Raw genomic sequence first — 20,686 nt, 5'->3', positions numbered from 1 at the left:
GCGGGCCGCGGAGTTGACTGACCGGTAGTGGCCGGATCCGTTCTGACCTGCGACTCTTCCCGATCGCAAAGAGGGAGGAAAGATCTCGCTTTGCCGGGCGGGAAGGTTCCGATACGATCGCCCGGTTCGCCGCCTTGTGGGTTCGGTCCCGCGGCGGCTGTCGTCGTACGACTCGCTTCCCAGGGGGGAATCTTGAGCATCCGTCGCTCACTCGCCGCTGCCGTCTTCGTGGCCGCCGTCTCCGCGCCCACCGTTCTCGGCGCCACCCAGGCCGTGGCCGACACCGGCCCGGTCGGCCAGTCCCAGCCGGACGTGTCGACCCCGGACGCCGAGCCGACCGACGACGCGCCCAGCACTCCGGAGGCCACCCCGTCCGCGCCGCAGGCCAAGGCCGCGTTCGCCGCGGTCACCGCCGACGCCAGCGCCTCCGCGTCCTCCTCCGCCACCGGCGACCCGACCGGCGACCCCACGGGCGACCCGACCGGTGACCCCACGGGCGACCCGACGGGTGACCCCACGGGCGACCCGACCGGCACCCCGACAGGTGAGCCGACCGGCACTCCGACCGGTGAGCCGACCGGCGGCCCCACGGGCGAGCCGACCGGCGGCCCGACGGGCTCCCCGACCGGCGAGCCGACGCAGAGCGAGGAGGAGAAGCTGCGCGCCGACCTCGCGGCGGCGATCGCCGAGCTCGGCCACAGCGACGAGTACTACGCCGCGGCCCACGCCGCGGCCGCGGGCGACGTCGAGGCCGTCCGCCACTTCCTGGAGGTCGAGAAGGGCCAGATCGTCGCGAAGGAGGCCGCTCAGAAGGAGCTGGACCAGAAGCGCGCCCAGCTCCAGAAGATCATCGACAACCCCAACACCTCCGACGCGATCCGCGTGAAGGCCAAGGCCGTCCAGCAGGGCACCGACGCCGCCGCGATGGACGAGTTCATCGCCGTGGACTACCCGTCGATGGTGGCCGCCGAGAACCGCTCCGCGGTCCTGGCGATCCTCTCCACCCCGGGCATCGGCAACCACGTCCGGAACGCCGCGAACGCGGCCCTGGCCGGCAGCGACGCCGACGTGATCAACTTCCTGGACCACGTGCCGGACTACTTCCTGGCCGACCTGATCGACCTGGTCAGCCAGGCCGCCACCAACGGCGGCCCCGAGGTCCGCAAGGCCGCCCAGGCCGCGCTGGACCAGGGCGACCAGTACACCCTGCTCAACTTCCTCACCAGCGGCCTCGACGAGGCCCGCGCCCGGGACGCGGCGGCCGGCCAGTCGCAGGACGACGGCCTGGGCAACCCGAACGTGCCGACCCTGCCGAGCACCCCCAAGAGCGAGCTCACCGACGTCACGCTGGACGACGGCATCACCGCCGACGCCACCGAGCTGGCCTCGACCGGTACCGACGCCCCGATCGGCGGCCTGACCGTCGGCGGCGCCACCGCGATCCTGCTCGGTGCGGGCACCCTGGTGGTCGCCCGTCGCCGCCAGCAGTCCTGACGCACCGCGGAGGGCCGTCCGGCACCCGCCGGGCGGCCCTCCGCGCGTTCCCGGGCCGGTGAACGGGCCCGGGGGCGGGCGAGGAGCCGGCTACAGCCAGCCGGCCCGCTTGAACAGCCGGTGCAGGCCGACGCAGACGCCCGCCATCACGACCAGCACCGCGGGGTAGCCCCAGGGCTGGCGCAGCTCCGGCATGTGCTCGAAGTTCATCCCGTAGATGCCGGCGATCATCGTCGGCACCGCGGCCAGCGCGGCCCACGCCGAGATCTTCCGCATGTCGTCGTTCTGCTGCACGCTGACCTGCGCCAGGTTGGCGGACAGGATGTCGGACAGCAGCCGGTCCAGGCTCTCCACCACCTCGTTGACCTTGGCCAGGTGGTCCGCCACGTCCCGGAAGTACGGGCGCAGTTCGGCCGCGACGAACGGCACCTGCACGTCGGCGCCGACCCGGGTCAGCCGCAGCGCGGGCTCCATCAGCGGGAAGGTCGCCTTGCGGAAGCCGACCACCTGCCGCTTGAAGCCGTAGATCCGCTCGGCCGCGCCGCGCGAGCGCCCGGGGGAGAAGATCTGCTCCTCCAACTCGTCCAGGTCGGTCTGCAGTTCGGTGGCCACGTCGAGGTACTGGTCGACCACCAGGTCGCAGACCGCGTACAGCACGGCGGCCGGCCCGTGCGCGAGCAACTCGGGCTGCTCCTCCAGGGTGGCCCGCAGGTCCTTGAGCGGGCTCTCCGGGCCGTGCCGGACGGTCATCACGTACGAGTCGCCCAGGAAGATCATCAGCTCGCCGATCGAGACCGTCTCGTCCGACTGGTGGTACGCGGCGGTCTTCAGGACGGTGAACACCGAGTCCCGGTAGATGTCGACCTTCGGGCGCTGGTGCGCCGTCACCGCGTCCTCCACCGCCAGCGGGTGCAGGCCGAACTCCTCGGCGACGTGGTCGAACTCCGCCGTGGTGGGATCCGCCAGGCCGATCCACAGGAACCCGTCCCCGGCCGCGCGGACCTCCGCCAGGGCCTCCGAGAAGTCCTCGGGGCCCCGGGTGCGCTTGCCGTCCCGGTAGGTGCCGCAATCCACGATCATGACCGCCATTGTGACCGAACGGGCGGCCCGCGGGGAGGGGGTCCGACCCCGTACCCTTTCAGGTATGCCCACCCTGCTGCTCGTCCGCCACGGCCGTTCCACCGCCAACTCCGCCGGGATCCTCGCCGGATGGACCCCCGGAGTCGACCTGGACGACACCGGCCGGGCCCAGGCCGCCGCGCTGCCCGAGCGGCTCGCCGGGCTGCCGGTCGCCCGCCTGGTCAGCAGCCCGCTGGAGCGCTGCCGGCAGACCCTGGAGCCGCTGCTCGCCGCCCGCCCCGAACTGGCCGCCCCCGAGCTGGACGAGCGGCTCGGCGAGTGCCACTACGGCGAGTGGACCGGCCGCCCGCTGTCCGAGCTGGCCGGCGAGCCGCTCTGGCGCACCGTCCAGGACCACGCCTCGGCCGCCGCCTTCCCCGGCGGCGAGTCGCTGCGCGCGCTCAGCCACCGCACCGTCGACGCGGTCCGCGAGTGGAACGACAAGGTCGCCGTCGACCACGGGCCGGACGCGCTCTGGGCGGCCGCCACCCACGGCGACGTGATCAAGGCGATCGTCGCCGACGCCCTCGGCCTGCACCTCGACCACTTCCAGCGGATCTCGGTCGAGCCCTGCTCGGTCACCGCGATCCGCTACACCCCGCACCGCCCCTACCTGCTGCGCCTGGGCGACACCGGCTCGCTGGCCTCGCTGGCCCCGCGCCCGCAGGGGCACTCGGCCGGGGACGACGCGGTGGTCGGCGGCGAGACCGGCACCGCCACCGCCTGAACCCCGTCAAGGCGGCCAACTCTCCGGGCACGCACGGGAACCGACCGCCCCGTGTGCCGCGCCGGGTCGGTTTGGCCGTAGGGTGAGATCGAGAAGACCGCAACCCCCCTCCGGAGCGAGCAGCGTGTCCCGTCAGGTCCACTTCTTCGACCAGCCCGAGCGCTTCGTGGCGGGCACCGTCGGCCAGCCCGGCGCCCGCGCGTTCTACCTGCAGGCCTCCTCGCGCGGCCGGATCACCAGCGTCCTGCTGGAGAAGACCCAGGTCGCCGCGCTCGCCGAGCGCATCGAGGAGGTCCTCGACGAGGCGCTGCGGCGCAGCGGCGGCGAGGCCCCGATCCCGGCCGTCGCCCCCGCCGAGCTGCTCGACACCGCCCCGCTCGACCTGCCGCTGGAGCAGGAGTTCCGGGTCGGCACGATGGCGCTGGCCTGGGACGCCCGGGACGAGTGCCTGGTGGTCGAGGCGCAGGCGTTCGTCGAGGAGTCCGAGGAGGAGAACGAGGCCGAGGTCTTCGACGACGAGAACGGCCCCGACCTGCTGCGGGTGCGGCTCAGCGGCGCGATGGCCCGGGTGTTCGCCAAGCGCGCCCTGGACCTGGTCGCGGCCGGCCGCAAGCCCTGCCCGTTCTGCAACCTCCCGCTCGACCCGGAGGGCCACCTGTGCCCGCGCGCGAACGGCTACCGGCGCTGAACGAGGAAGCGGCGGGGGAGGGCGCACCGGTGGACGCCCCCGCCACCGACCCGGCCACCAGCGCCGCGCTGGCCGCCGACCCCGCCACCGCGCTCACCCTGCTGCGCGAGGGCGCCCTCGCCGTGCACGGCCGGGTCACCGACGCCTCCAACGCCGTCCTCTACTGCACGGTCGAGCTGGACGGCCTCACCGCCCCGTGCGTCTACAAGCCCGTCGCGGGGGAGCGCCCGCTGTGGGACTTCCCCGACGGCACCCTGGCCGGCCGGGAGACCGCCGCGCACGAGCTCTCCGCCGCCACCGGCTGGCACCTCGTCCCGCCCACCGTGCTGCGCGACGGCCCGGCCGGGCCCGGCATGGCGCAGCTGTGGATCGAGCCCGACCCGGACGCCCCCGAGCTGCTCGACCTGCAGCCGCTGGACGGCGTCCGGGAGGGCTGGCTGCCCGTGGTCCGGGCCGAGGTCGGCGGCGGCCGCCAGGCCTGGCTGGTGCACCGCGACGACGCCCGGCTGCGCCGCCTCGCCGTGCTGGACGCCCTCCTGAACAACGCCGACCGCAAGGGCGGCCACTGGCTGCCCGCCGCCGACGGCCGGATCTACGGCATCGACCACGGCGTCACCTTCCACACCGAGCCGAAGCTGCGCACCCTGCTCTGGGGCTGGGCCGAACAGCCGCTCACCGCCGAGGCGCTCGACGTCCTGGAGCGGCTCGCCGCGGCCCTGGAGGGCCCGCTGGGCGAGCGGCTGCGCCCGCACCTGACACCGGGTGAGCTGACGGCGCTGAAGGCCCGGACGGCCGCGCTGCGGGCCGCCGGGAGGCATCCGCTGCCGTCACGGGAGTGGCCTTCTATTCCCTGGCCGCCGGTCTGATACCGATCCGAAACCGAGGACGAATCGATTCAGGCCGATCGCGTCCGTAGGTTGGTCTTTCAAATGATCGCAAGGTTAGAGTCGGTCCCATGCATGCCTGGCCCGCCTCCGAGGTTCCCGCCCTGCCCGGTCAGGGGCTCCCCCTGCGCATTTACGACACCGCCACCAGCAGTGTCCGAGAAGTCGTGCCCACCGGCCCGACCGCCCGGCTCTACGCCTGCGGCATCACCCCCTACGACGCGACCCACCTGGGCCACGCAGCCACCTACAACACCTTCGACCTGGTCCAGCGGGTCTGGAAGGACGGCGGCCACGACGTCCTCTACGTCCAGAACGTCACCGACGTCGACGACCCGCTGCTGGAGCGCGCCGTCGCCACCGGCCAGGACTGGACCGAGCTCGCCGAGCGCGAGACCGCGCTGTTCCGCGAGGACATGACCGCGCTGCGGATGCTCCCGCCCGCGCACTACGTCGGCGCCGTCGAGTCCATCCCGTGGATCGTCCCGCTGGTGCAGCGCCTGCTCGCCTCCGGCGCCGCCTACGAGCTCGACGGCGACGTCTACTTCTCGGTCGAGTCCGACCCGCGCTTCGGCGAGGTCTCCGGCCTCACCCGCGAGCAGATGCTCCCGGTCTTCGCCGAGCGCGGCGGCGACCCCGAGCGCACCGGCAAGAAGAACCCGCTGGACGCGCTGCTCTGGCTCTCCGCCCGCCCCGGCGAGCCCGCCTGGGAGACCGAGCTCGGCCGCGGCCGCCCCGGCTGGCACATCGAGTGCGTGGCCATCGCGCTGGAGTTCCTCGGCATGGACTTCGACATCCAGGGCGGCGGCAGCGACCTGTCCTTCCCGCACCACGAGATGGGCGCCGCGCACGCCCAGGTCGCCCTCGGCGAGCACCCCTACGCCCGGGCCTACGTGCACGCGGGCATGGTCGGCCTGGACGGGCACAAGATGTCCAAGTCGCGCGGCAACCTGGTCTTCGTCTCGGCGCTGCGCCGCGACGGCGTCGACCCGGCCGCGATCCGGCTCGCCCTGCTCGCCCACCACTACCGCAGCGACTGGGAGTGGACCGCCGCGGACCTGGACACCGCCCTGGACCGCCTGGCCACCTGGCGCTCCGCGGTCTCCCGCCCCGACGGCCCGCCCGCCGAGGCCCTGCTCGCCGAGGTCCGCGCCGCCCTCGCCGACGACCTCGACGCCCCGGCCGCCCTGGCCGCCGTCGACCGCTGGGCCGCCACCGCCCGCACCGAGGGCGGCGAGGACACCGGCGCCCCGGGCCTGGTCTCCCGCACCGTCGACGCCCTGCTCGGCGTGGCCCTGTAACCCTGCGGGGCAGGGACGCGGTTTCTGCCGTCCCCTCAACCCCCGCGCCCCGCCAGGGGCGCGGGGAACCGCGCGAGCCACCACGCACTCACAGCAAGATCGGCCCCAGGAGAGCACCACCCTCCTGGGGCCGATCCACGCTGCGCGTCTCGCTGCGCGCGGAGCGCCTACTCCTCGTCCTCGTCCTTCGGCCGCTCGGTCGCATGACCGCCGGTGATCGGCTTCTCGCCCGTCGGCCCCTGATTGTCCCGCCGCCGCAGGTAGCGCTCGAACTCCCGGGCGATCGCGTCCCCGGAGGCTTCCGGCAGTTCCGCGGTGTCCTGCGCCTCCTCCAACTGCTGCACGTACTCCGCGACTTCGGAGTCCTCCGCGGCGAGCTGGTCGACCCCGAGCTGCCAGGCCCGGGCGTCGTCGGCCAGTTCGCCCGGCGGGATGCGCAGGTCCAGCAGGTCCTCGACCTTGTTGATCAGGGCGAGGGTGGCCTTCGGGTTGGGCGGCTGCGAGACGTAGTGCGGGACGGCGGCCCAGAAGGTCACCGCGGGGACGCCGGCGTGCGCGCAGGCCTCCTGGAGGACGCCCACGATGCCGGTGGGGCCCTCGTAGCGGCTCTCCTCCAGGTCGAGCGAGCGGGCCACCGTGGCGTCCGAGGTGACGCCGGAGACCGGGACGGGCCGGGTGTGCGGGGTGTCGCCGAGCAGCGCGCCCAGGATCACCACCAGTTCGACGCCCAGCTCGTGGGCGAAGCCCAGCAGTTCGTTGCAGTAGGAGCGCCAGCGCATGCTGGGCTCGATGCCGCGGACCAGCACCAGGTCCCGCGGCTTGGGTTCGGTGACCCGGACCACCGAGAGCCGGGTGGTGGGCCAGGTGATCCGGCGGACGCCGCCGTCGAGCCAGATGGTGGGCCGGTTGACCTGGAAGTCGTAGTAGTCCTCGGCGTCGAGCGCGGCGAACACCTTGCCGCCCCAGGTCTCGTCGAGGTGCCCGAGCGCTGCGGAGGCCGCGTCGCCGGCGTCGTTCCAGCCCTCGAAGGCGCAGATCATCACCGGGTCGATCAACTCGGGAAGGTCTTCCAGCTCGATCACCCGGCATCTCCCTCCGTCAGTGGTGGGGGCTCTGCCGCCCCCGTGGTCCCTTACTGCCCAGCCTACGGGCATTGAATGCCCCCGTGGGCCGGGTGAGGTGCCCAAGCGTAGTGGCGTCGGCCGACGGCCCGGCCGGGGCCGGTCGGGTCCGCCCCCACGGCGCGTCCGTTCGCGATTCGAACGCGGAACCAGCAGGCTGTTCCGGGGGATTCATCCACTTTTGTCAGCATCGTTCGGTCTGCGAGGAGAGAAGGACATGAAGGCAGCCGTCGTCCGGGACTTCACCAAGCCGCTGGAGATCGAGGAGCGCGAGGTGCCCGCCCCGCAGCCGCACCAGGTGCTGGTGCGGATCGAGTGCTCCGGCCTGTGCCACACCGACATCCACGCCGCGCACGGCGACTGGCCGGTCAAGCCGTCCCCGCCGTTCGTGCCCGGTCACGAGGGCGTCGGCATCGTGGAGGCGGCCGGGGCGGACGTCCGGCACGTCAAGGTCGGCGAGCGGGTGGCCATCCCGTGGCTGGCCGACGCCTGCGGCCGGTGCGACTACTGCGTGACCGGCTGGGAGACGCTCTGCCTCAGCCAGCACAACTCCGGCTACTCGGTGGACGGCGCCTACGCCCAGTACGCGCTGGCGCACGGCGACTACGTCGTCCCGGTGCCGGACGGCGTCGACCCGATGGACGCCGCCCCGCTGTCCTGCGCGGGCGTCACCACGTACAAGGCGGTCAAGCTCTCCGGCGCCCGGCCGGGCACCCGGGTGCTGATCTCCGGCATCGGCGGCCTCGGCCACCTGGCGCTGCAGTACGCGCGGATCTTCGGCGCCGAGACCGTCGCGGTCGACATCACCGACGACAAGCTGAAGCTGGCGAAGGAGCTCGGCGCCGACCACGTGATCGACGCCCGCACCCAGGACGTCGCGCACGAGGTGCAGAAGCTCGGCGGTGCGGACGCGGCGGTCTCGCTGGCCGTCTCCAACGCCTCCTTCCGGGCCGCCTACGACTCGCTGCGCCGCGGCGGCACGCTGGTCCTGGTCGCGCTGCCCGCCGGGGGCGAGCTGACCCTGCCGGTGTTCGACACGGTGCTCAACGGGACGAAGGTGGTCGGCTCGATCGTCGGCACCCGGGAGGACCTCGCGGAGGTGTTCCGGCTGCACCAGCTGGGCCGGACCACGGTGATCCGGGAGACCCGCAGGCTGGAGGACGTCAACGCCTGCTTCGAGGAGGTGCTGGCCGGCAAGGTCTCGGCCCGGCTGGTGTTCGACCTGCGCTGACCCGGCGGCGGTCGGCGGTCGGCGTGAGGACGGAAGACGGAGGGCGGAGGGCGGAACCGACCGGTTCCGTCCTCTTCTGCAAATCAACGCAAGCGGCTTGCGTTTTCTGTCGTACACTCAGCGCATGACACGACGACTTGCCGAGGTGGCGAAGAAGGTCGGGGTCAGCGAGGCGACCGTCAGCCGGGTGCTGAACGAGAAGCCCGGTGTCTCCGAAGCGACCAGGGCGGCCGTGCTCACCGCCCTCGACGTGCTCGGTTACGAGCGGCCCACCCAGTTGCGCGGGGAGCGCGCCCGGCTGATCGGGCTGGTCCTGCCGGAGCTGGGCAACCCGATCTTCCCGGCGTTCGCCGAGGCGGTGGGCGGCGCGCTGGCCGGCCAGGGCTTCACCCCGGTGCTGTGCACCCAGACCGCGGGCGGGGTCTCCGAGGCCGACTACGTCGACCTGCTGCTGGAGCAGCACGTCTCCGGCGTGGTCTTCTTCGGCGGCCTGTACGCGCAGGGGGACGCCCCGCACGACCACTACCAGCGGCTGGCCGAGCGCAGCCTGCCCACCGTGCTGCTGAACGCGGCGATCGAGCACCTGGACTTCCCCCGGGTGTCCTGCGACGACGCGGTGGCGGTCGAGCAGGCGTTCGGCCACCTGCGGCAGCTGGGGCACACCAAGATCGGCCTGGTGCTCGGCCCGCTGGACCACATGCCCTCGCAGCGCAAGCTGGCCGCGGCGCGGGCGGTGGTGGCCAAACTGGGCCTCGACCTGCCGGACCAGCACGTGGAGCGGGCGCTGTTCAGCCTGGAGGGCGGCCAGGCGGCCACCACCCGGCTGCTGCGCCAGGGCGTCACCGGCGTGGTCTGCGCGAGCGACCCGCTGGCGCTGGGCGCGGTCCGCGCGGTGCGCCGGGCCGGGCTCGCGGTGCCGGACGACGTGTCGGTGGTCGGGTACGACGACTCCTCGTTCATGATGTGCACCGACCCGCCGCTGACCACCGTCCGGCAGCCGATCGAGGCGATGGGCCGCGCGGTGGTGGACCTGCTGGTCGGTGAGATCGCCGGGGTCCGGGTCACCCACGACGAGCTGCTGTTCGAGCCGGAGCTGGTGGTGCGCGGATCGACCGCGCCGGCCCGCGAGCGGAGTTGAGGAAGGGCTGATCAGCAGCAGGTAGCGGGCCCCTGACGGGGCGCCACGACAGGACCGCCGAGCGGGCGGGCACTTCGGTGCCCGCCCGCTTTTCGTATGCGCACGCTTGCACCGATCCGTTGACATGCTCGTAGCGCCGCTGTAACTCTTGGCTGCCATCACGCAAAAGATGGACAGAAGATTGTCATCTTCTCGACCTTATGAAGGGACGTCATGAGATCGAAGCGCATAACCGCGAGGCTGACGGCGTCGTCGGCCACGCTGGGAATGCTCCTGCTCGCCGGGCCCCTCCTCCCGGCGGCACAGGCGGCCGGAGGCCCCAACCTGGCGCTCGGCAAGACCGTCACCGCCTCCAGCACCAACGGCACGTTCGCGGCGGCCAACGTCAACGACGGCAGCCAGGACAGCTACTGGGAGTCCAACGGCATCTCCTCCGCGCAGTGGGTCCAGGTGGACCTGGGCGCGGCGGCCTCCGTCGACACGGTGGTGCTGAAGGTCCCCTCCTCCTGGGGCGCCCGGACCGAGACGCTCAGCGTGCTCGGCTCCACCGACGGCAGCAACTTCTCCACCATCGCCTCCTCGGCGAACTACACCTTCGACCCGGCCTCCGGCGACAAGGTGACGATCTCCTTCGGAGCCACCAGCGCCCGCCACGTGCGGGTCAACGTCACCGCCAACACCGGCTGGCAGGCCGCCCAGATCTCCGAGTTCGAGGTCTACGGCGCCACCTCCGCGTCGGCGAACCTGCTGGCCGGGCGCACCTTCACGGCCGGCGGCACCTCGCAGAACTACGTGGCGGGCAACGTCGGCGACGGCAACCAGGCCACCTACTGGGAGAGCGCCAACAACGCCTTCCCGCAGTGGATCCAGGGCGACCTGGGCTCCGCCGTCCCGGTCAACAAGCTGGTGCTGAAGCTGCCGGCCGGCTGGGACAAGCGGACCGAGACGCTCAAGGTCCAGGGCTCCACCGACGGCAGCAACTTCACCGACCTGGTGGCCTCCGCCAACTACGTGTTCGACCCGGCGGCGGGCAACGCGGTGACCGTCAACCTGGCGACCACCACCACCCGCTACCTGCGGCTGACCTTCACCGCCAACACCGCCTGGCCGGCCGGCCAGCTCTCCGAGTTCGAGGCGTACGGCCCGACCTCCGGCGACACCCAGGCCCCCACCGCCCCGGCCAACCTGGCGTACACCTCGCCCGCCGCCGGCCAGGTCAAGCTGACCTGGGGCGCCGCCAGCGACAACACCGGCGTCACCGGCTACGACGTGTACGCCAACGGCGCGCTGCTCACCTCGGTGTCCGGCACCACCCTGACGTACACCGACAGCCGCTCCGACAGCGAGACGGTGTCGTACTACGTCAAGGCGAAGGACGCGGCGGGCAACCAGTCCGCGGCCTCCAACACCGTCACCCGCGCCGGCCAGTCCGGCGACACCCAGGCGCCCAGCGCCCCGGCCAACCTGGCGTACAGCTCGCCCGCCGCCGGGCAGGTCAAGCTGACCTGGGGCGCCGCCAGCGACAACACCGGCGTCACCGGCTACGACGTGTACGCCAACGGCGCGCTGCGCGGCAGCGTCAGCGGCACCACCCTGACGTACACCGACAGCCAGCCGGACACCGCGACCGTCTCGTACTACGTGAAGGCGAAGGACGCGGCGGGCAACGTCTCCGCGGCCTCCAACACGGTGGTGCGCACCGGCAGCGGCGGCGGCACCGGCACCAACCTGGCGGCGGGCAAGCCGATCTCGGCCTCCTCGTCGACCTTCACCTTCGTGGCGACCAACGCCAACGACAACGACACCTCCACCTACTGGGAGAGCGCGGCGGGCAGCTACCCGAGCACCCTCGCGGTGAAGCTGGGCGCGAACGCGACCACCAGCGCGGTGGTCGTCAAGCTGAACCCGGCCTCGGCGTGGGGCGCCCGCACCCAGACCATCGAGGTGGACGGCCGCGAGCAGAGCGCGAGCGGCTTCAGCACCCTCGTCCCGGCGCAGAGCTACAGCTTCGACCCGGCGAGCGGCAACACCGTCACCATCCCGGTGTCGGCGACCGTCGCCGACGTGCAGCTGAAGTTCACCACCAACTCCGGCTCCAGCGGCGGCCAGGCCGCCGAGTTCCAGGTGATCGGCGTCCCGGCCCCCAACCCGGACCTGACCGTCACCTCGGTGAGCAGCAACCCGGCCACCCCGGTGGAGACCGACACCCCGACCCTGTCGGCGGTGGTGAAGAACACCGGCACCAACGCCTCCGGTGCCACCTCGGTCAACTTCTACCTGGGCGCCACCAAGGTCGGCTCGGCCAACGTCGGTGCCCTCGCGGCCGGTGCCTCCACCACCGTGACCGCGCAGATCCCGGCGCAGAACGCGGGCAGCTACCAGCTGACCGCGAAGGTCGACGAGGACAACAAGGTCATCGAGCAGGACGAGACCAACAACTCGTTCACCGCCGCGAGCGCCTTGACGGTCAACCAGGTCGCCTCCTCCGACCTGGTCGCCGCCCCGTCGACCTGGTCGCCCTCCAACCCGGCCGACGGCAGCGCGGTGAACTTCACCGTCGCGGTCAAGAACCAGGGCACGGTGGCCAGTTCGTCCGGCAGCCACGGCATCACGGTCACCGTCGCGGACGCCACCACCGGCACCGTGCTGAAGACCCTGACCGGCGCGTACACCGGCACCCTGGCGCCCGGCGCCACCGGCAGCCCGGTCTCGCTGGGCAGCTGGACCGCCGCCAACGGCCGCTACACGATCAAGACGGTCATCGCCAACGACGGCAACGAGCTGCCGGTCAAGCAGGCCAACAACACCAGCACCCAGTCGCTCTACGTCGGCCGCGGCGCCAACATGCCGTTCGACAACTACGAGGCCGAGGACGGCGTGCTCGGCGGCGGCGCCCAGGTGGTCGGCCCCAACCGCACCATCGGCGACGTCGCGGGCGAGGCGTCCGGCCGCAAGGCCGTCACGCTGAACACCACCGGCTCCTCGGTGGAGTTCACCACCAAGTCCTCGACCAACACCCTGGTCACCCGGTTCTCCATCCCGGACGCGGCGGGCGGCGACGGCACCAGCGCCACCCTGAACGTCTACGTGGACGGAACCTTCCTCAAGTCGATCGACCTGACCTCCAAGTACGCCTGGCTGTACGGCTCGGAGACCAGCCCCGGCAACGGCCCGAGCGCCGGCAGCCCGCGGCACATCTACGACGAGGCCAACGTCCTGCTGGGCACCACCGTCCCGGCCGGTCACAAGATCAAGCTGCAGAAGGACTCGGCGAACACCTCGCAGTACGCGATCGACTTCGTCAGCCTGGAGCAGGCCACCCAGGTCGCCAACCCGGACCCGGCCAAGTACGTGGTCCCGACCGGCTTCGCGCACCAGGACGTGCAGGCGGCCCTGGACAAGGTCCGGATGGACACCACCGGCACCCTGGTCGGCGTCTACCTGCCCGCGGGCGACTACCAGACCGCCAGCAAGTTCCAGGTCTACGGCAAGCCGGTGAAGGTGGTCGGCGCCGGCCCGTGGTTCACCCGGTTCTACGCCCCGACCAGCCAGTCCAACACCGACGTCGGCTTCCGGGCCGAGGCCACCGCCAACGGCTCGACCTTCAGCGGGTTCGCCTACTTCGGCAACTACACCTCGCGGATCGACGGCCCGGGCAAGGTGTTCGACTTCTCCAACGTCGCGAACATCACGATCGACAACATCTGGACCGAGCACATGGTCTGCATGTACTGGGGTGCCAACACGGACTTCATGACGATCACCAACTCGCGGATCCGGGACACCTTCGCCGACGGCATCAACATGACCAACGGCTCCACCGACAACCTGGTCTCCAACAACGAGGCCCGGGCCACCGGTGACGACTCCTTCGCGCTGTTCTCCGCGATCGACGCGGGCGGCGCGGACGAGAAGAACAACGTCTTCCAGAACCTCACCTCGATCCTGACCTGGCGCGCGGCGGGCGTGGCGGTGTACGGCGGCTACGCCAACACCTTCCGCAACATCTACATCGCGGACACCCTCTGCTACTCGGGCATCACCATCTCCTCGCTGGACTTCGGCTACCCGATGAACGGCTTCGGGGCCTCGCCCACCACCAACCTGCAGAACATCTCGCTCGTGCGGGCCGGCGGCCACTTCTGGGGCCAGCAGGTCTTCCCGGCGATCTGGGTGTTCTCCGCCTCCAAGGTGTTCCAGGGCATCCGGGTGAGCGACGTGGACATCGTCGACCCGACCTACAGCGGCATCATGTTCCAGACCAACTACTCGGGCGGCCAGCCGCAGAACCCGATCACCGACACCGTCTTCACCAACGTGTCGATCAGCGGGGCGCAGAAGAGCGGTGACGCCCTCGACGCCAAGTCCGGGTACGGCATCTGGGCCAACGAGATGCCGGAGTCGGGCCAGGGCCCGGCGGTCGGCAACGTGACCTTCAACCACCTGACGCTGAGCAACAACTACAAGGACATCCAGAACACCACCTCGACCATGCACATCACGGTCAACCCGTAGCACCCCGCACGCGGGAAGGGCGGGCGCCCCGGGCGCCCGCCCTCTTCGTCGTGCCCGGGAGCGGTCAGGCGGGCCGCTGCGGGGCCGGGCCGGTGGAGCCCCGGACGACCAGCTCGGGCTCGAACAGCAGCTCGCCCGGGGCCGCCGGAGCGCCGTCGATCTGGCCGGCCAGCAGCGAGACCGCCGTCCGGCCGATCGCCTCGATCGGCTGCCGGACGGTGGTCAGCGGCGGCCGGGTGCAGTTGAGGAAGACCGAGTCGTCGAAGCCGATCACCGACAGGTCGCCGGGGACGTCCAGCCCGGCCCGCCGGGCGGCCCGCACCACCCCCAGGGCCAGCGGGTCGCTGGCGCAGACCACGCCGGTCACCCCGGCCTCCAGCAGCCGTTCGGCGGCGGCGTGGCCGCCCTCCAGGCCGAACATGGTGTGCGCCACCCACTCCGGGCGCGGCTCGCGGCCGCGCAGGGCGTACTGGCGGGTGAAGGCGGCGAGCTTGCGGCGGGACGGCACGTGGTCCTCGGGGCCCACCAGCAGCCCGATCCGGCGGTGCCCCAGGGTGTCCAGGTGGGCGAACGCCTGGGCCACCGCGACGGCGTCGTCGGTGGCGACCTGCGGGAAGCCCAGCTCCTCCACCGAGGCGTTCAGCAGCACCACCGGGACGCCGCGCTCGCGCAGTTGCGCGAAGTGCTCGTGCGAGGCGTCGGCCTGGGCGCAGTGCCCGCCGGCGAAGACCACCCCGGAGACGTGCTGGTCGAGCAGCGCGCCGACGTGGTTCGCCTCGCCCAGGCCCGCGGTGCGGGTGCACAGCAGCGGGGTGAAGCCGCGCTGGGCGAGCGCGCCGCCGACCACCTCGGCCAGCGCCGGGAAGATCGGGTTCTGCAGTTCGGGCAGCACCAGGCCGATCAGCCGGGCGCGTTCGCCGCGCAACTGGGTGGGCCGCTCGTAGCCGAGGACGTCCAGGGCGGTGAGGACGGCGAGCCGGGTGGCGGTGCTGACGCCGGGTCTGTCGTTCAGGACCCGGCTGACCGTGGCCTCACTGACTCCGACATGGTGCGCCACCACGGAGAGCTTGCTCTTCATGCGCAAAAGTAGAACAGAATCTAGCAAGAAGCGGCAAGGACGGCTGCAAGTACGCTGAGGTCGGGTTCTGTCCGGCTCGGGACGGCTGGCGGGGCGACCGCTGGCTGTCGATGCGCAGTCGTAACTTTTCACTTTCTCGTCAACCTCTTGCGTTGCGAGATTCAAGGACCTACGTTCCTCACACGTCGGTTTTCGTCCGGCCTCTCCCGAAACCTCTCCCACCCATGGGGTACACGCATGAAGCTGAACAGATCGAGCAGGATGGCCGCCGTCGCTCTCGCCGCGGGCATGCTGCTGAGCACCGCCGCGTGCAGCAGCGGTTCCTCCGGCGGCAAGACGGACGCCGCCGCCGGGGTGGCGGACGGCAAGCCGCTCGACCCGAACGCGACCGTCACCATCTCCATCGACTGCGCCCCGGGCGCGGACCAGGCGGCGGGCAAGGCCAACTACGCCGACGACCTGGCGCTGTTCAAGACGAAGTACCCGAACGTCACCATCAACGCCAAGCCGTACGTCGGCCAGTGCGAGGTTCCGGCCCAGCAGACCGCGCAGTACAAGGCGCACAACGAGACCGGCGCGTTCCACGCCTACTTCACCGACCGCGACGCCACCCTCAACTCCGGCGACGCCGAGGACATCACCAAGTACGTCAACGACGAGACGCTGCCCGGCTTCTCCTCGATGCTGCCGTCCGTCAAGGACAACATGACGGTCGACGGCAAGGTCTACGCGCTGCCGATCAACTACTACACCACCGGCCTGATCTACAACCGCGACCTGTTCAAGCAGGCCGGCCTCGACCCCGACAAGCCGCCGACCACCTGGGACGAGGTGCAGGCCGCCGCGAAGAAGATCGCCGCGCTCGGCAACGGCATCAGCGGCTACGAGGACTACTCCGGCGGCAACACCGGCGGCTGGCACTTCACCTCGGAGCTCTACAGCCTCGGCGGCAAGATGGTCACCGACGACGGCAAGAAGGCCGCGTTCAACTCGGCCGAGGGCAAGCAGGTCCTCAAGCGCCTGCACGACATGCGCTTCACCGACCAGAGCATCAGCGCCACCCCGGTCACCCAGTGGGCCGACGCCTTCCCGCCGCTGGCCACCGGCAAGGTCGGCATGTTCCTCGGCGCCCCCGACGTCGTCAAGCACCTGATCGAGGTCCTCGGCGCCGACGCCAAGGCGTACGGCATCGGCCCGATGCCCGGCGCCACCGGCCCCGGCAACAGCCTCGGCGGCGGCGACCTGTACTACATCAAGAAGGGCCAGACCCCGAACCAGATCAAGGCCGAGATCGCCTGGATCAACTTCCAGTACCAGACCCCGGACTCCGGCCAGTTCAACTTCGCCCGCTCCAAGACCCTCGCGGGCAGCAGCAAGGACCCGGTCGCGATCGCCGTCCCGCAGCCCTACTTCTGGTCCGCCGACTCGGCGCAGATCCAGGCCATCACCGAGTCGCTGAAGACCAACGGCAACCTGCCGCTGAGCAACTACGACCCGTACGTCAAGAACCCCACCAAGTCCATCACCGAGCCCCCGGCCGCGCAGCAGCTCTACAAGATCCTCGACACCGCGATGTCGGCCGCGATGACCGACCCCAACGCGAACCTCGACAGCGTGCTCGCCACCGCCGAGTCCCAGGCCAACCAGATCCTGGCCAACCAGTGACCCCGCGCCACCGGCCGGGCCGCGACCTCCCGCGGCCCGGCCGGTGGCCGGCCACCTGACGAGGAGTCACCACCCATGACCACCACGCTGACCCGCGGGCGCGCCGGCGCCGAAGCGGCCCGCACCCGCAACCGCGGCCGGACACCGGGCTCGCTGCGCCGGGCGCTCTCCCGCAACCTGCGGGCCCACGCCTTCCTGATCGGCGCGCTGCTCTGCTTCGCGTTGTTCACCTGGTACCCGATGGTCCGTGAGATCGTCATGTCGTTCCAGAAGGTCCGCTACGGCGAGACCCACTGGGTCGGGTTCGACAACTTCCGGCAGATCTTCGCCGACCCGGAGTTCTGGCCGGCCTGGAAGAACACCTTCGAGTTCACCGGCATCGCCCTCTTCTTCGGCTTCTTCGCACCGTTCGTCACCGCCCTGGTGGTCAACGAGTTCCGGCACGCCCAGGGCTACCTGCGCATCCTGGTCTACCTGCCCGTGATGCTGCCCCCGGTCGCGGGCATCCTGCTGTTCAAGTACTTCATGGACCCCGGCTACGGCCTGTTCAACCAGATCCTGCAGGCCCTGCACCTGCCCACCTCGTCCTGGCTGGCCTCGCCGGACACCGCGATGCTCTCCCTGGTCCTCGTCTCCACCTGGGCCAACATGGGCAGCGCCACCCTGGTCTACCTGGCCGCCCTGCAGAGCATCCCCGGCGAGCTCTACGAGGCCGCCGAACTCGACGGCGCCGGACTGCTGCGCCGGATCTGGCACGTCACCATCCCGCAGACCCGGCTGATCCTCTCGCTGATGCTGATGCTCCAGGTCGTGGCGACCATGCAGATGTTCACCGAGTCCTTCGTGCTCACCGGCGGCGGCCCGCAGGGCTCCACCACCACCGTGGTCTACATGCTCTACAACTACGCGTTCAATTTCGACAAGTTCAACACCGCGGCCGCGCTGGGCGTCGTCCTGCTGCTGGTACTGGGCGCCTTCTCCGCCGTCTACCTGTGGCTGGAGCGCCGGGGCGGGGAGGAGTGACGATGAGCAAGACCGTCCGAAGCAGCGCCACCCGCACCCTGATCTCCCCGGTCCGGCTGAACCAGCCGGGAGGCCGCCGCGCCTACTGGACCGTCCTGGTGCTGACCCTGGTCGTCGCCACCCTCGTCTTCGTCGGCCCGCTCTACTGGATGGCCACCGGCGGCTTCAAGTCCTCCCAGGAACTCGTCCAGACCCCGCCGACGATCATCCCCTCCCACCCCAGCACGCACGCCTTCACCGAGGCGTGGGACCGGCTCGGGATGGGCCAGCTGCTGCTGAACACCGTGGTCTACGCGGGCGGCGCCCTGCTGCTCCAGCTGACCTTCTGCGTCGCCGCCGCCTACTCGCTGTCCAAGCTGCGCCCGGTCCTCGGCAACGTGATCCTCGGCATGATGCTGGCCTCGATGATGATCCCGGCCGCCGCCCTGGTGATCCCGCAGTACCTGACGGTGCTCGACCTGCCGCTGGTGCACTGGAACCTGATGAACACCCCGTGGGTGATCTGGCTCCCCACCGTGGCCAACGCGTTCAACGTCTTCCTGCTCAAGCGGTTCTTCGACTCGATCCCGAACGAGCTGCTGGACGCCGCCGCCATCGACGGGGCCGGCCCGCTGCGCACCCTGTGGTCGGTGGTCCTGCCGCTGTCCCGGCCGATCCTCGGCGTGGTGTCGATCTTCGGCCTGGTCGCGGTCTGGAAGGACTTCCTGTGGCCGCTGATCACCGTGCCCGAGCACGAGACGCTCAACGTCGGCGTCAACACCGCGGCCACCTCCATGCCGCAGAACACCCTGATCGCCGGCCTGTTCCTGGCCTCGATCCCGACCATCGCCCTGTTCCTGGTCTTCCAGCGCAACATCATGGCCGGTCTCACCGCGGGTAGCCTCAAGGGCTGAGACCCGCCAGGCGACCCCGGTCCAACAACCTTCTGAAAGGAAACCCTGACCGTGTCAGAGCAATGGTGGCGGAACGCGGCGATCTACCAGGTGTACCCGCGCAGTTTCGCCGACGGCAACGGCGACGGCATCGGGGACCTCGCCGGAGTGCGCGCGAAGCTGACGTACCTCGCCGAACTCGGCGTGGACGCCATCTGGTTCAACCCCTGGTACCCGTCCCCGATGGCCGACGGCGGCTACGACGTCGCCGACTACCGCGGCGTCGAGCCGGTCTTCGGCACCCTGGAGGAGGCCGAACAGCTCATCGCGGACGCCTCGGACCTGGGCCTGCGGACGATCGTCGACATCGTCCCCAACCACGTCTCCGACCAGCACCCCTGGTTCCGGGCCGCCCTGGCCGCCGCCCCCGGCAGCCCCGAGCGCGACCTGTTCCACTTCCGCGAGGGACGCGGCGAGGACGGCGAACTCCCGCCCAACGACTGGAAGTCCGAGTTCGGCGGCTGCCCCTGGACCCGCCTCCCCGACGGCCAGTGGTACCTGCACCTGTTCGCCGCCGCCCAGCCCGACCTCAACTGGGCCCACCCCGCCGTCCGCGAGGAGCACCTGGAGATCCTCCGGTTCTGGTTCGACCGCGGCGCCGCGGGCGTCCGGATCGACTCGGCCGGCCTGCTCACCAAGGACCCCGACCTCGCCGACGTCGAACCCGGCCGCCCGCACCCCTACGTCGACCGCGACGACCTGCACGAGATCTACCGCAGCTGGCGCGCCGTCGCCGACTCCTACAGCCCGCCGCGCGTCCTGATCGGCGAGATCTGGGTCCCCGACGCCGAGCGCTTCGCCCGCTACCTGCGCCCGGACGAGATGCACACCGCGTTCAACTTCGACTTCCTGGCCCGGCCCTGGGACGCCGCCGCGCTGCGCGAGTCCATCGACACCACCCTCGCCGCGCACGCCCCCGTCGGCGCCCCCGCGACCTGGGTGCTCGCCAACCACGACATCACCCGCACCGTCACCCGCTACGGCCGCGAGGACACCCGCTTCCAGTTCGCCACCAAGTCCTTCGGCACCCCCACCGACCTCGACCTCGGCCGCCGCCGGGCCCGGGCCGCCGCCCTGCTCAGCATGGCGCTGCCCGGCGCGCTCTACCTCTACCAGGGCGAGGAACTGGGCCTGCCCGAGGTCGAGGACCTCCCGCTGGACACCCTCCAGGACCCGATGCACTTCCGCTCCGGCGGCACCGACCCCGGCCGCGACGGCTGCCGCGTCCCGCTCCCCTGGAGCGGCACCCACCCGCCCTACGGCTTCACCCGCGAGGGCAAGGACCCCTGGCTCCCGCAGCCCCTCGACTGGGCCCCGCTCACCGTCGAGGCCCAGAACGGCGACCCGGCCTCGATGCTCGCCCTCTACCGCGAGGGCATCCGCACCCGCCGCGAACTGCGCGGCGAGTTCGGCTGGCTCCCGGACGCCCCCGAGGGCGTCCTCGCCTTCCGCCGCGGCGACGTCCGCTGCCTGGTCAACCTCTCCGCCTCGCCGCTCCCGCTCGACGGCGAGATCCTCCTCGCCTCCGCCCCCCTCACGGACGGCCGGCTTCCCACCGACACGGCCGTCTGGCTCCGGTAGGGGAAGAGAGACAAGAGAGGGACAGGGGCGCGGGGAGACCTGCTGCGCGCCCCTGTCCTCGTACGCTCCGCGCGGCGGTCCTCCCCGCGAAGCTAGGGCGCGTATTTGGTCGTGATCAAGTGGCGATTCTGGTGAGGTCCTTGATCCAGATCATCGCGCCTCGAAGGTGGAGGCCGGCGAGGTAGCTCG

General features: G+C 71.5%; 15 protein-coding genes. 12 read left to right on the top strand and 3 right to left on the bottom strand.

Translation table 11 applies throughout. The annotated features are described in order from the left end of the window. Positions 1-192 precede the first annotated feature (192 nt). Complete coding sequence (locus ABD345_RS33400; protein WP_344557705.1) at positions 193-1,494, top strand: ALF repeat-containing protein; 1,302 nt, start codon at positions 193-195, stop codon at positions 1,492-1,494. Positions 1,495-1,584: 90 nt separating this feature from the next. On the opposite strand, the gene corA is transcribed toward ABD345_RS33400, so the two are convergent. After that, the gene (gene corA / locus ABD345_RS33395; RefSeq protein WP_344557703.1) at positions 1,585-2,574 is read right to left on the bottom strand and encodes a magnesium/cobalt transporter CorA; all 990 of its coding nucleotides are present in this window, start codon (positions 2,572-2,574) and stop codon (positions 1,585-1,587) included. 64 nt (positions 2,575-2,638) lie between these two features. Here corA and ABD345_RS33390 point away from each other — a divergent pair, with 64 nt between their 5' ends. The 4 genes from ABD345_RS33390 to mshC all read left to right on the top strand — a co-directional run bounded on the left by ABD345_RS33390 (position 2,639) and on the right by mshC (position 6,213). Further along, positions 2,639-3,340, top strand: a complete 702-nt coding sequence (locus tag ABD345_RS33390) for a histidine phosphatase family protein (RefSeq protein WP_344557701.1) — start codon at positions 2,639-2,641, stop codon at positions 3,338-3,340. Positions 3,341-3,464: 124 nt separating this feature from the next. Then, positions 3,465-4,028, top strand: a complete 564-nt coding sequence (locus ABD345_RS33385; RefSeq protein WP_344557699.1) for a DUF3090 domain-containing protein — start codon at positions 3,465-3,467, stop codon at positions 4,026-4,028. Between the two features lie 29 nt (positions 4,029-4,057). Next, on the top strand, positions 4,058-4,894 hold the full coding sequence (locus ABD345_RS33380) for an SCO1664 family protein (protein ID WP_380275611.1): 837 nt from the start codon (positions 4,058-4,060) through the stop codon (positions 4,892-4,894). A gap of 89 nt (positions 4,895-4,983) precedes the next feature. After that, positions 4,984-6,213, top strand: coding sequence for a cysteine--1-D-myo-inosityl 2-amino-2-deoxy-alpha-D-glucopyranoside ligase (mshC, locus tag ABD345_RS33375; RefSeq protein ID WP_344557697.1), 1,230 nt, complete (start codon positions 4,984-4,986; stop codon positions 6,211-6,213). A gap of 167 nt (positions 6,214-6,380) precedes the next feature. Here the strand turns inward: mshC and ABD345_RS33370 are convergent, their stop codons facing one another. Then, on the bottom strand, positions 6,381-7,295 hold the full coding sequence (locus ABD345_RS33370; protein ID WP_344557695.1) for a PAC2 family protein: 915 nt from the start codon (positions 7,293-7,295) through the stop codon (positions 6,381-6,383). 256 nt (positions 7,296-7,551) lie between these two features. Here ABD345_RS33370 and adhP point away from each other — a divergent pair, with 256 nt between their 5' ends. The 3 genes from adhP to ABD345_RS33355 all read left to right on the top strand — a co-directional run bounded on the left by adhP (position 7,552) and on the right by ABD345_RS33355 (position 14,218). After that, the gene (adhP, locus tag ABD345_RS33365; RefSeq protein ID WP_344557693.1) at positions 7,552-8,565 is read left to right on the top strand and encodes an alcohol dehydrogenase AdhP; all 1,014 of its coding nucleotides are present in this window, start codon (positions 7,552-7,554) and stop codon (positions 8,563-8,565) included. A 124-nt stretch (positions 8,566-8,689) separates the two neighbouring features. Then, entirely contained in the window at positions 8,690-9,703 is a 1,014-nt protein-coding gene (locus ABD345_RS33360; protein ID WP_344557691.1) for a LacI family DNA-binding transcriptional regulator, read from the top strand. A gap of 213 nt (positions 9,704-9,916) precedes the next feature. Further along, a complete protein-coding gene (locus ABD345_RS33355; protein WP_344557689.1) occupies positions 9,917-14,218 on the top strand; it encodes a discoidin domain-containing protein in 4,302 nt (1,433 codons plus the stop codon). 64 nt (positions 14,219-14,282) lie between these two features. On the opposite strand, the gene ABD345_RS33350 is transcribed toward ABD345_RS33355, so the two are convergent. Continuing rightward, on the bottom strand, positions 14,283-15,296 hold the full coding sequence (locus ABD345_RS33350) for a LacI family DNA-binding transcriptional regulator (RefSeq protein ID WP_344557687.1): 1,014 nt from the start codon (positions 15,294-15,296) through the stop codon (positions 14,283-14,285). Positions 15,297-15,533: 237 nt separating this feature from the next. On the opposite strand from ABD345_RS33350, the gene ABD345_RS33345 reads away from it, so the two are divergent. From ABD345_RS33345 to ABD345_RS33330, 4 genes are all read left to right on the top strand, one after another. Beyond that, a complete protein-coding gene (locus tag ABD345_RS33345; RefSeq protein WP_344557685.1) occupies positions 15,534-16,961 on the top strand; it encodes an ABC transporter substrate-binding protein in 1,428 nt (475 codons plus the stop codon). Between the two features lie 75 nt (positions 16,962-17,036). Next, positions 17,037-17,984 (top strand): carbohydrate ABC transporter permease, encoded by a 948-nt coding sequence (locus tag ABD345_RS33340; RefSeq protein WP_344557683.1) that lies wholly within the window; start codon positions 17,037-17,039, stop codon positions 17,982-17,984. Positions 17,985-17,986: 2 nt separating this feature from the next. Continuing rightward, complete coding sequence (locus tag ABD345_RS33335) at positions 17,987-18,877, top strand: carbohydrate ABC transporter permease (protein ID WP_344557681.1); 891 nt, start codon at positions 17,987-17,989, stop codon at positions 18,875-18,877. A gap of 51 nt (positions 18,878-18,928) precedes the next feature. Beyond that, positions 18,929-20,497, top strand: a complete 1,569-nt coding sequence (locus tag ABD345_RS33330; protein ID WP_344557679.1) for a glycoside hydrolase family 13 protein — start codon at positions 18,929-18,931, stop codon at positions 20,495-20,497. Positions 20,498-20,686 lie beyond the last annotated feature (189 nt).

The sequence above is a fragment of the Kitasatospora saccharophila genome (assembly GCF_039529925.1).
Taxonomy (GTDB): Bacteria; Actinomycetota; Actinomycetes; order Streptomycetales; family Streptomycetaceae; genus Kitasatospora; species Kitasatospora saccharophila.
The sequence above is the reverse complement of the archived record's forward strand: the minus strand, read 5'-3'. Positions and strand labels throughout refer to the sequence as shown.

Coding starts and splice junctions, on each gene's coding strand:
- ABD345_RS33355 (WP_344557689.1), top strand. CDS start 9,917: ATGAGATCGAAGCGCATAACCGCGAGGCTGACGGCGTCGTCGGCCACG.
- mshC (WP_344557697.1), top strand. CDS start 4,984: ATGCATGCCTGGCCCGCCTCCGAGGTTCCCGCCCTGCCCGGTCAGGGG.
- corA (WP_344557703.1), bottom strand. CDS start 2,574: ATGATCGTGGATTGCGGCACCTACCGGGACGGCAAGCGCACCCGGGGC.
- ABD345_RS33390 (WP_344557701.1), top strand. CDS start 2,639: ATGCCCACCCTGCTGCTCGTCCGCCACGGCCGTTCCACCGCCAACTCC.
- ABD345_RS33340 (WP_344557683.1), top strand. CDS start 17,037: ATGACCACCACGCTGACCCGCGGGCGCGCCGGCGCCGAAGCGGCCCGC.
- adhP (WP_344557693.1), top strand. CDS start 7,552: ATGAAGGCAGCCGTCGTCCGGGACTTCACCAAGCCGCTGGAGATCGAG.
- ABD345_RS33335 (WP_344557681.1), top strand. CDS start 17,987: ATGAGCAAGACCGTCCGAAGCAGCGCCACCCGCACCCTGATCTCCCCG.
- ABD345_RS33360 (WP_344557691.1), top strand. CDS start 8,690: ATGACACGACGACTTGCCGAGGTGGCGAAGAAGGTCGGGGTCAGCGAG.
- ABD345_RS33345 (WP_344557685.1), top strand. CDS start 15,534: ATGAAGCTGAACAGATCGAGCAGGATGGCCGCCGTCGCTCTCGCCGCG.
- ABD345_RS33350 (WP_344557687.1), bottom strand. CDS start 15,296: ATGAAGAGCAAGCTCTCCGTGGTGGCGCACCATGTCGGAGTCAGTGAG.